Annotated in this window: 12 protein-coding genes and 1 other RNA gene; 7 read left to right on the forward strand and 6 right to left on the reverse strand. The window is 58.6% G+C overall.

Going from position 1 to position 10808, the window contains the following annotated elements:
* Window positions 1-4 precede the first annotated feature (4 nt).
* The 3 genes from ssrA to DDF70_RS33510 all read left to right on the forward strand — a co-directional run bounded on the left by ssrA (window position 5) and on the right by DDF70_RS33510 (window position 1191).
* Window positions 5-368: a transfer-messenger RNA gene (gene ssrA, locus DDF70_RS33500) on the forward strand.
* 76 nt (window positions 369-444) lie between these two features.
* A complete protein-coding gene (locus DDF70_RS33505) occupies window positions 445-858 on the forward strand; it encodes a hypothetical protein (RefSeq protein ID WP_114948902.1) in 414 nt (137 codons plus the stop codon).
* A 57-nt stretch (window positions 859-915) separates the two neighbouring features.
* Window positions 916-1191 (forward strand): hypothetical protein, encoded by a 276-nt coding sequence (locus DDF70_RS33510; protein WP_114948903.1) that lies wholly within the window; start codon window positions 916-918, stop codon window positions 1189-1191.
* Between the two features lie 85 nt (window positions 1192-1276).
* Here the strand turns inward: DDF70_RS33510 and DDF70_RS33515 are convergent, their stop codons facing one another.
* The 6 genes from DDF70_RS33515 to DDF70_RS33550 form a co-directional block, all read right to left on the reverse strand.
* Window positions 1277-1948: a spermine/spermidine synthase domain-containing protein gene (locus tag DDF70_RS33515; protein ID WP_114948904.1), complete on the reverse strand. Its 672-nt coding sequence runs from the start codon at window positions 1946-1948 to the stop codon at window positions 1277-1279.
* A gap of 29 nt (window positions 1949-1977) precedes the next feature.
* On the reverse strand, window positions 1978-2274 hold the full coding sequence (locus tag DDF70_RS33520; RefSeq protein ID WP_114948905.1) for a hypothetical protein: 297 nt from the start codon (window positions 2272-2274) through the stop codon (window positions 1978-1980).
* A 328-nt stretch (window positions 2275-2602) separates the two neighbouring features.
* Window positions 2603-2812, reverse strand: a complete 210-nt coding sequence (locus DDF70_RS33530) for a hypothetical protein (RefSeq protein WP_009762607.1) — start codon at window positions 2810-2812, stop codon at window positions 2603-2605.
* A 139-nt stretch (window positions 2813-2951) separates the two neighbouring features.
* The gene (locus DDF70_RS33535) at window positions 2952-3161 is read right to left on the reverse strand and encodes a cold-shock protein (RefSeq protein ID WP_114948907.1); all 210 of its coding nucleotides are present in this window, start codon (window positions 3159-3161) and stop codon (window positions 2952-2954) included.
* Between the two features lie 1407 nt (window positions 3162-4568).
* Window positions 4569-5162, reverse strand: a complete 594-nt coding sequence (locus DDF70_RS33545) for a chemotaxis protein CheB (protein ID WP_114948909.1) — start codon at window positions 5160-5162, stop codon at window positions 4569-4571.
* 71 nt (window positions 5163-5233) lie between these two features.
* Window positions 5234-6664, reverse strand: coding sequence for an alpha,alpha-trehalose-phosphate synthase (UDP-forming) (locus DDF70_RS33550; protein WP_245435753.1), 1431 nt, complete (start codon window positions 6662-6664; stop codon window positions 5234-5236).
* Window positions 6665-7524: 860 nt separating this feature from the next.
* On the opposite strand from DDF70_RS33550, the gene DDF70_RS33560 reads away from it, so the two are divergent.
* The 4 genes from DDF70_RS33560 (at window position 7525) to DDF70_RS33575 (ending at window position 10781) form a co-directional block, all read left to right on the forward strand.
* On the forward strand, window positions 7525-8661 hold the full coding sequence (locus tag DDF70_RS33560) for a sensor histidine kinase (RefSeq protein ID WP_114948911.1): 1137 nt from the start codon (window positions 7525-7527) through the stop codon (window positions 8659-8661).
* A 195-nt stretch (window positions 8662-8856) separates the two neighbouring features.
* Entirely contained in the window at window positions 8857-9294 is a 438-nt protein-coding gene (locus DDF70_RS33565; protein WP_114948912.1) for a hypothetical protein, read from the forward strand.
* 174 nt (window positions 9295-9468) lie between these two features.
* Complete coding sequence (locus DDF70_RS33570) at window positions 9469-9951, forward strand: Ivy family c-type lysozyme inhibitor (RefSeq protein WP_162820866.1); 483 nt, start codon at window positions 9469-9471, stop codon at window positions 9949-9951.
* A gap of 143 nt (window positions 9952-10094) precedes the next feature.
* Window positions 10095-10781, forward strand: a complete 687-nt coding sequence (locus tag DDF70_RS33575) for a transglutaminase-like cysteine peptidase (protein WP_114948914.1) — start codon at window positions 10095-10097, stop codon at window positions 10779-10781.
* The last annotated feature ends 27 nt before the right edge of the window (window positions 10782-10808 follow it).

Here is a 10808-nt window from a genome sequence, read left to right on the forward strand (position 1 = left end):
GGCGAACCCCTATATCGGATATGTCAGGTTCGCCTGACTATGATCGTAGAGGCAGAGTGGAATAGGCGTTTAGGACGCGGGTTCGATTCCCGCCGCCTCCACCACAAGCACACCGGCCGTCCAGGTACCGCAGGACGGGGTTTGGGCGACTGGCCTTTCGTTGAGGTCGGGCCGCTGCCCCGGTGTGTTTGTGAGGGGGGCGACATGGGTTCGACTGGGCGCAATAAAGGCTAGGTTGCGATTAGGCTGAGCTACGGCCTTGATAGTGCAAATTCATAAATGCCAACGACAACGTTGACATGGGTGCGGTGCGCCTCGCGGCGTAACCATCCGGGGCTCGGGATAGCCTAGCAACAGAAACGGCACCTTCGGGTGCCGTTCCCATTTTCAGACCCTTGACCTTCCCAGCTCGCGCTGCCCCCATAACAGAGAGACGAAGAACAAATGTTGGAGATTCAGGTCGGCGGCTACATCCGCGTTTCCAAGGGAACCACGGTCTTCCCGACTGGCGACGGCGTCGAGGCACCAGCCACGCGCGATCAGGTCGTGAAGGTCACCGATATCTTCGACGTCGACGTGAAGAGCGACAACTTCTATCTGCTTCTGCCGGACGAGATGCGGTTGCGGTACTTTGAGGCCAGCGGTGGCAAACGTCCCATCGACCAGGATATTCTCGAGTTCACGGATCGCCTGACCAAAGGTGGCTACCGAGCGGTGGAATGGTCGAAAAAGTGGGCGCTGATCGCAGATGTTCAGCCTGCCGAGACCCTGGCCAATGCCAAGACCTTGAAAAAGGCGGCGAAGCCGGAGAAGCAGCCGCTCACCAAGTTGCAGCAGATGGCTGCAGGTTCAGTTTGACGGTTCATCCAAGATGCGGACCTTCGTTACAAGGTTCGAAACCCGGCCTATGCCACCATGCGTGACGATGTGGCGAGCAGCCTCCGTCAACAGCCTTCACACGCTCGGACCCAAACCATCGAATCCAAGCTGAGCGATCTCGGCGTGATTGATCATCTTGATCAACCGTGGGGGCCAGTAACGGCCGGCGAGACCTTCATGGTCCGCAGCAAGCTGACGTCCGGTTTCGCAGGCGGTCAGGACGTGCCGATGATGTTCCGGGGCGAGAAGTTCACGTTGCCCTACGCCAGCCTTGAGCCCTTCGTCGAATTGGTGAACGGGCCGCAGACCTGACGGCAATCTCAAAGCTACTAAAGCTTGCGGGTCAGGTGGGCATATAAACGAACTAGCTTCGCACCTGCGAGGCAGTTGAGGCGCCTTACTTGATCGCAATCCAGATCGTGTGTCTTGCGCCGCGACGTGTTCCGTGGGCGCGAGCGCCGACCTCATTCACGACGAACCCTACCGTGCGCAGGCGCTGGGTGAAGGCTCGATCCGGTGCCGACGACCATACGGCCAGGACCCCGCCAGGCTTCAGCGCCGTCCGGGCGGAACTCAGTCCTGGCAAGTCGTAGAGGCTATCATTGGCCCTGCGTGTCAGCCCCTCGGGCCCGTTATCAACATCGAGCAGAATAGCATCGTAAGCAGAGCGGCCAGACCTTATCAGACCCCCAACATCCCCTTCGACCATGCGGACGCGCGGATCTGTCAGGCTATCGCCGAATACTTCGGCCATAGGACCCTGGGCCCATGCCACAACAGCCGGCAGTAGTTCAGCCACGGTAACCTGAGCATCGGGGTTGAGTTCGACGAGCGCAGCGCGAAGCGTAAAGCCCATCCCCAGCCCACCAATAAGGATCTGCGGCTTCCGACGATCCTGAATTTTCAAACAAGCCAATCGAGCAAGCGCCTCCTCCGAACCACTGAGGCGGCTATTCATCAGCTCGTTGCTGCCCAGCATGATGGAGAACTCGGCCCCACGCTTCTTGAGACGCAATTCGCCCCCGTCACCAGGGATCTTTGCCGTGTCAAGGAGGACCCAGGGAATCATGAATAGCTCGTCAGAAAGCGCTACTGATTTTACTTGCCGAGCAAATGGTCGAAGTCGGCCAGCACCCGTTCGATCAGCTTACGGCGACGTTGATCGCTTGCATCCAAACTCTGCGCGAGGAGGCCAAGCAGATAGCGTGCCTTCTCAGCCGCCTCGTGCCAATCAGTGGCAGGTGCGGCTGCGAGCAGATCCTCGAGTTCCGCCTGTCTCGTACGCAGTGCTTTCTGGTCGGCTTCGACTTCCGACCGGAGACGCCGAAGGTCAGTGGCCTTCTGGGCTGCCATGCCGCGATGAGCATCGAGATTGGTCGGTTGATCAGTTGTCATCTTGTTTCCCCGTGTCCGTTACCTGGGCATCCACTGTTGAGCCGATCACCTAAGTGCGTTTGATCAGCAGGCGAGCCAATGTCTTGGCCAAACGCTCGTTCTGTCCAATTGGCTCAGGCATCACGTCGTGCCATTCATGTGCTCGAAGCGCCCAGGCGATATCCGAGAGGCTCATGCGGCCAAGCAGGCTCACCCGTGGGCGTCAGGATCATAAACTGCCGTGAAGCCTTCATGCCAACGCGGGCGACGTAAAGGATCTCATCGCCCCGTTGAAGCAGCGCGACCGGTTCGTAAATCTGCGATCCGTGGAAGAAGGCTTCGCCGCTGTTCAAATCTCGGAGGCCCTTGCAGTGATCTCGCTCTCGCGCACGGCGCGCTCGCCGAAGCCGGCTGATTTGATGCGGTACGAAACTTCGCCGGTCTGATCGGCCGGCATAAGACGCGTTACCTCGTAGATGCCGCTTGAACTGGCACGCTTGTCCGAGAAGTTCGGATGGGTGATGCGAACCAACTGATGAACCTTATACTTGTGAGACATTCTTTTTCTCCTGAAGATGGACCGTGACGCGCGGGCGAGCGCTGCGGGTGTTGGGTGACACAAACGAAAAAGCCGCCCCACGCGGGAGCGGCTTCAAGGCTTAGCGGTACAGATAATGTTCTGAGCCTATCATCAAAGATCACGCGTTCTCGATGTTATTGACAGCGATTTTGCCGGAGCGGCGGTCTTCCGCGGTGTCAAAGGCCACCTTCTGGCCTTCGACGAGGTTGCGCATGCCAGCACGCTCAAGAGCAGTCGCATGGACGAACACGTCCTTGCTGCCATCGTTCGGCTGGATAAAGCCGAAGCCCTTTATCTCGTTGTAGAATTTTACTGTGCCCGTAATCATAGGGGTAGCCTTTCGCGATTGTCGCAGATGCACGTGAGCGAAGGCACGCCAAAGCGCGACCTCAACCCGGTTCGTCGATGTAATGGTAAGAAAGTCCGAACGTGCGCCTGGAAAGACCAAAAGCGAAACGACCCGATTGTCCGGCCAAAATCCGATAAGCGCTATATGGGTCGTTTCTATGAGAATTGCAAGTGTTGCCTGTTTTTACTTTGAATATGGACGGATCCCGCTAGCAGCGGATGAAATCTGAAGAGAGATCTAGTGCATCTTGCGGAAAAATTAGACCCAGTTTTCCGCGACCAGCGATGCGCCCCCTTAAACCCAAACAAAGGGCCCACTCGTTGGGAAAATGCCACATATTGCGGATTTTCCGGCATATTCGCCGGTACTCCAAGCTCGCGACGCAACCAACCGACGTGCGAGGTGGCAGGCAGAACAACGTACCCAATCCGCTCAAGGTCTCCGCGTACGACACGTCCTTTATGGCCAGCTAATCATCGAGCCATCACTGCACTGGCCAGAGAAGCCCACGCGTGCCATAAGTTCTCCATGAACACCGAACCCATGTACCCTTATTCACTAGAGGTCTTTCCCTGCGAGAAACCGGCAGGACACTTTCAGTGGACTATTCGAGAGCGTGGCAGGCTGATCCAACGATCCGACCGGCTGCATCCATCCGAGACTAAAGCCCGCGAGAAAGGGCAAGCCGAGCTTGAACGCCTGTTCTTCGGCGGCCGGGACCGACGGTAAAGTCAGTCCGAGCGACGCTGCGCAAAGGTGATCTTCATGGCACCGACCCTCCCCAGGGAGGGTCGAAATCTTCATATTGTCGCGCTTCCCGTTAGCCAGTTTGACGGGCCCGGATGGGAGTTCGCGGATCAGGTCCAATACACAACCACGTGCTCACGGCACCTGTCGTAAAGCTGGTTGTCCTGATCCCGTCTTAGTGACCGTTGCACCATCTCTTCCTTTTGACCAACCAGCCTCGTGGGATCCGGGGCGAGCGGACCGCCAATGGCCAGAGCTGAAACATGCCGCCATTCCAAGGGTGGTTCCACTCTTCCGAAGCCCCGTACCCTCGTGCAGGAGGGATTGTGGTGCAGTCGTATTGAGCGATGAAGCAACGGGGCCACCTGATGTAAATCGGCTTGAGCCGCGGATCCAAGGACACGATCAGGTTTCTACCGAAACCGCAGAAGAGTTCGCCGGGAAGGACTAGGCATGAACTATTGACCCAAACCCTCTCATGCGAGGCTGTTGGGGATCTCCACCATCACAACCCGTTCAACGATGGATCCGCATGCACAGGCCGTAGTCCCGGGGTGGGAAAGACAGAGTCGCAACAGATCCCACGGTGCTCCTTATGCGGCTCCTAGTGGTGCAAATCTGACATTTGAGTCCAGTCCGTCATTTGGGCTCGTCCGATGGTCGTCCGGGCGTCAAACCATCGGGGCAAAGTGCGGCGATGCGCTCGGCAATTCCCGCGACTGACAGGCAGGCATCAGGATGGCCCGCCATAATCGCTGCATATGGCATGCTGGGATTCTCAGCTTCCTCCGGCTTCTGGACAAAAGCTATGCCGCCGTGCCCTTTGATTGCGCGTAGTCCAGCCGCTACATCCCCGTCTCCACCACTGAGAACAATGCCCATGATATGCTCGCGGTAGATTTCAGCCGCCGAGAGGAACAAAGGGTCGGCGGCGGGACGAACATGATTGACCTTCGGTCCCTGATCCAAATGGATGCGGCCCAACTCCAGTGTCATGTGATGGTCAGGCGGCGCGACATAGACATGGCCGCTCTGGATCAGGGTGCCGCCGTCAGGATGCGAGACGGAAAGCCTGCCAACCGTGCTCAGGATTTGCGGGAGCAGACTGGGATGAGGGCCGATGTGCAAAACAATGAAGACGGATGCCGCGCAAGGGTCTGGCAGGGCCGCAACGATTTGCTTGAGCGGCCCAAGACCACCAGCAGAGGCGGCGATCACGACAATGGGGTTCATGGCACCACACCAACGTCCCACGACGCGGTAACGTTCAGCTTCTTGCGGAACCAAGTGTCAGATTCCATCCACTAGCGATGTTCATTCTCTTTCTTGGCTAGAGCAATCTTGCTGCGGGCCCTGCTTGCCTTGCGGCCGGCGAGATCCTTGATGAATGACGCCGCCCACCGTGAGACATCGGAATCCCACAGAACGTTCAACATCGCCTGCCAGCGTGCGACCCGCTCATCACGGCTCATGTGCAGCGCCTGCTGAATCGCCTCCGCGACCTCGACCTTGTCGTTGGGATTAACAATGAGGGCATCGGTGAGCTCCTCAGCAGCTCCGGCAAACTTCGACAGAATGAGAACACCAGGATCCTGCGGGTCCTGCGCGGCCACGTATTCTTTGGCCACCAGGTTCATCCCGTCCCGAATAGGGGTCACGAGGCCGACCCGAGACAGCCGATAAAGGCGTGCAAGGACTGCACGAGAATAGGTACTGGTTACATAGTGGATCGGCACCCAGCCTGGCTCACCCAAGGAGCCGTTGATCCGCCCCAGTGTCTCATTCACAACTCGGCTGAGGGTCGCGTACTCGGGCACTTCGCTGCGGCTGGTTGGGGCGATCTGCAGGTAGGTCACCCGTCCCCGCTGATCCGGATGGTTGACCAGAAATCGCTCGAACGCTTCCATGCGCTCAGGAATGCCCTTTGAGTAATCCAGGCGATCAACCCCGATGATCAGCTTGCGGGTTCCCAGTCCAGCAATCGTCTGCTTGAGAAGCCGGCTTGAGCCAGAGCGTTGGGCGGCTTGCTGGAATCCATGGACGTCAATGCCGATTGGAGCGCTCTTAATGCGAACACGGTGGCTTCCGACGTCGAGAAGATCGGCCCTGTGGTGGACAGCGCCAAGGTCTTGGACGAGGCTGCGTCTGAGGTTGTCGGCATCCCGCTCTGTCTGCACACCCACAAGATCATAGTCCGGAATGACGCGCAGGAGCTCTGTGCTGCCTGGAAGAGCTCCAAACACTTCAGGAGCGGGCCAGGGAATGTGATGGAAGTACCCGATCGAGTTGGTTATCCCGACCGCCCGCAGTTCGCTCGCAAGAGGGATGAGGTGATAGTCATGAACCCAGACAAGATCGTCAGGCTGGATCAGATGGGCCAATGCACTGGCGAAATTCCGATTGACCCGCAAGTACCCTGCGTAATCAGCCCGCGAGAACTCGGACAAACCAATCCGATAGTGCATGATGGGCCAGAGCGCCCGGTTGGCGAAGCCGTTATAGTATTCCTGCCGGTCGAGCGACGTCAGGTCCATGACGGCATACTGCACCTGCCCCTTGTCGATGATCTTGGGCTGGGCCGCCGGATGGGCTGAAACCTTACCGCTCCAGCCGAACCACAGCCCCTGATAAGCTTGCAGGGCCTCGTGCAGGGCCACGGCTAAGCCTCCTGCAGCGGTTTTCCCGGTAGCGTCCGGAATAGCCACGCGATTGGAGATGACAACGAGCCGTCGCAAAGGCGTCTTCCTTTTTGTAGCATGCTGGAGGGTAGCCCAAGGACGAACACGCTAGCAAACACCGCACGTTGTCTTGGTCAGGGAGGTAGAGGCCATTCTGGACCAGGACGCAGATAGCTTCTCATTTGGCTATGGTGGCTGAGGAGCGGGGTCGGCAGGGCTGACCCGAGTCGCTGACATGCTTCAACAGGCAAGCCACCGCCGCAGACTTGCCCGCAGCAGGATCTGCGCCCTTCCTGCTTCGCTGAAGGCGACTGAATAGGTTGATTACTTAGTATCGTTACGCCGCGTTCAGCTGGCACCCACCTCTGGCCGATAATGCGTTCAAGAAGCCGATCACCTGAAAGAGGTTGGAGGGTTTCGAGAGAATGCCCCTCGAGGGGCAGGCTGCATCAGCTCCGCAGGGCCTGCCACATAATGATGGGCAGGCCAACGCTCGTGATAAGCCCTCGCCACCTCTTCGCTCTGAGCCCCCGACATGCGAACGTCGGTCCATAGGGCATCGACAGCAATCCCGGCTTGCAGGAACCTGAGGATCTGTCCTCCGCTAGCCGCTTCTGTGACCTCACACCCGGCCTCTTCGAGCCCCGCCACGGCTACCTCGCGGGCGAAGACATCATCTTCTACGACTGGAATTTTCATGATCCTCCCGCCGCATAGAGTGCCTCCATGGACTACCAAATCACCTCATCAAGCGTGTCGGGCTCCATAAAGGCAATTTGCTGAGAAGCGTCTGCGCTCCCAGGGAGCCTTCCTGTCGGTGACGGCGATGTAATGCTTCCGTGGACTACGTTAGGCATCCGGAACCCTCGAACGTTTGGAGAATTGAACACCCTCTTACCACGGCGAAGCTCGATTAGATGGCTAACCAAGACGATACCGACCAAGAGGAGTTGCTGGAGCAGCAGCGGGCCTTGGCAGAGTTCGGGGACTTCGCCCTCAAGACCGAGACCATCGATGATATCCTGAACAGGGCCTGCGAGCTCATCAGCCGGGCGCTCGAAACCGACCTGGCTAAGCTCATGGAACTCCTGCCCGATGGTCAGACCTTCGCAGTCCGCGCGGGCATCGGGTGGAGACCAGGAATCGTCGGAGAGGTCACTGTCACGGCGGCCGAGAACTCACCGGAGGGGCTGACTCTCAAGGAGGGCGCGGTCATCTCGAAGAATTTCGATGAGGAGGATCGCTTCGAGTACCACGACTTCATGAAGGAGCATGGGGTCAAGGCGTTCGTGAACGTGCTCGTGCTGAGCAGCAAGGGGCGGCCACCCTTTGGCGTCCTTCAGGTCGACAGCCGCGAACCCCGGGATTTCACGCAATCGGACATCGAGTTTCTTCGCAGCTATGCCAATCTGCTTGGCGCCGCCATCGAGCGCCTTCGGGTCGTGGACGAGCTGCGAGCGGCCGTGCGGGAAAAGGATCTTCTGATCGGCGAGCTCAATCATCGGGTGAAGAACACTCTGACGACGGTGCAGTCCATCGCCTCGCAGACCCTGCGGAACGCGCCCTCGCTTGACCATGCCTCGGACGCCATCGAGAGCCGTCTCATCGCGCTGTCGCAGGTTCACAATGTGCTGACCGACCGAAGTTGGGCGCATGTGGCTCTTCACGACATTGTCGCGCAGGCCGTCGAGCCGTACCGCAGCCTCGGGGAGAACCGCATCCACGTCCAGGGCCCGAGCGTACAGGTTCCCCCGCGCATGGCGCTGCCGCTTGCGATGGCGCTTCAGGAACTGGTGACGAATGCCGTGAAATATGGGGCATTATCCAACGGAACGGGGCAGATCCGAGTCCATTGGACGCTGGATGGCACGAGCACTCCCCCGCGCCTGCATCTGCTGTGGGAGGAGACGGCGGGACCGCCTGTCCAGAAGCCGGTCCGCCGGGGCTTCGGCACGCGGCTCATTGAGCGCAGCCTGGCTCAAGAACTCGCCGGCGAGGTGCGGATCGAGTTTTCTGAGACTGGCGTCGTATGCTCAGTCGACGCTCCACTGTGAAAACGCGAACGACCGCTTCTGGCACGGAGCAGACCCTACACAAAGTTCTGCATTCCTGGGGTTAGCTGACCTTCATTCACTTCGGCCGAATTCGCGCTTTGATCTGACCACGCTTTTCAGTTCTGCTCGATTTGAAGAAAGGTGATAGAATTCGCGGCAATCAGCTATGCCGCACTATTTCGATGGAGCTGAGGCATGAGTGAACAGTGGCAATACCAGTTGCGGATCTATCTGGCTGATGAGCTTGCTGAAGCTGCACGACGCGATGCAGCCACTCCAATACTCGGACCACTGCCTCAGATCCTGGATAAGCACGACGCGACCATGAAATGCCAGCTCGATGCCTTTTCGGACTATGTTGCTCAAGCTGAGGCGGATGGGGTTGAGGGCTACCCGCTTTATGAATGGACCAAGACGACCATTGAGGATCCGATAAAGAAGGCCAAGCATCTCAAGTCGTTTGCTCTCCACATCAATGGCCGAGAGGTGTATCCGAAGCAGGAGGCTGACGCCCTTGAGGCCGATTTGCAGCCCTTGGTGGATGGCACCCGGATCTCACGATTGTCCCGACACGACACAAACCCTGCCAGTAATCCCCAAATGCCAGAACGCTTTCGCAAGCCTCAAGCGTAGCTGATCTCAATCCCCAGTTCGCGTTCAGGTTGATCTGAGGTCATAGAGTGACCCAAGGGGTTTAACCGAACAGTGTGGCTGGCCTTGGCATTTACTTTAGCGGCAGTTTGGCTGGGTCGACCGGGTCTTCAGCGTAGACTGATCATCGAGCCTGGGTAAATTCCCGGATGATCCGTGACACGGTCAAAAGGCCAGCACGAGATCGAAGGGGCGGCAATGGCTATTCGGTTTCTCAGGCACGTTATTGGTGTCAGCCTTCTGGGCGCCGGGTTGCTTCTCGGTCCGGGAATCTCCGTCCAGGCGACATCACCTGGCATGCCGCAGTACCCGTGGGACCTGCGCAAGAAGATGCCCGTTCATTATCGGGCATACCTGAAGATCCTTCCGGTCGGGTTGAAGCGCACGCCTTGGTTTGGTCGGTTTGATGGGACCGGCATGCCAGTTGAGCAGGTGGCGGTGGACAGCAAGGTGTACTTTGTCGGGGCGATCTGCAAACCGCATGACTGCGCTGACAATTACCTCACCTTCCTGGTCGCGGCTGATGGATCGCGGGCCGTAGCGATGGTCAAGGCGAGAGAGACAAGCGGCCAGATCGTGGAGCTCGGACATCCGACGCCGGCTGAGCGGCAGTTCATGGCGAAGGAGTTTCAGGATTAAATATTGCCTGATCAATAGGCAACCGCACGCATTATCAGCGGGTGGCGAGCCAAAAACAGGCATTCAAGTACTTCCTGCCTAGTCGCTGTGCAGGTCTACTGCGTGTGGACCAATGCCCATACAATAAGCCAAGCGAGCAAGGTATGCGCCGGAATGCATCGAGAGGGCTTCGCGCTCAACAGGAGAAGTGTGTCTATCGTGTCCTCAGGCGGATAGGCCAAGCTGCCGCTCTTCTGTGTCTCTGGGGCGTTCACCCGGCTCTCGCCGGGACGCCAGAACCCTCTCCTGTGGCTCCGGCTATCGTCAGCGAACATCTTCGCTCTTCCGGAGAAGCCGGACCGACGCTGGCTTGGATGCAGTTCTGTGATCAGCAGCCACAAGAGTGCTCGATCGACTCTTCTGAGCCGGACACCATCCCGCTGACCGACGGCATCTGGGCCTCTCTTCAGGAGGTCAACACGCACGTCAACCGAACGATCGCGGCGGTGGCCGACCAGGATCACTGGGGTGTCGTGGATCGCTGGGATTATCCGGACGACGGGCTTGGCGACTGTGAGGACATCCAACTGCTCAAGCGCAAGCTCCTGGTTGAACGGGGGCTGCCGCGACGAGCAATGCGCATGACGGTTGTCATCGATGAACTGGGCGCCGGGCATGCCGTGTTGAGGGTGCGCACGGATCGCGGCGATCTCATCCTGGACAACAAGAGGGATGCCGTTCTGCCCTGGCAGCAAACAGGGTACGTCTACGTCAAGGGGGAGGGAACGGACAGCAAGGCCTGGGTCTGGTTTGGGGATCAGATCGCACCTACCGCAACCGCAGCCAAGTAACCGCTGTTCCGGCACTCTGTGGGTGGG

Origin of the sequence: Microvirga calopogonii (assembly GCF_003347665.1) — a bacterium.
Taxonomy (GTDB): Bacteria; Pseudomonadota; Alphaproteobacteria; order Rhizobiales; family Beijerinckiaceae; genus Microvirga; species Microvirga calopogonii.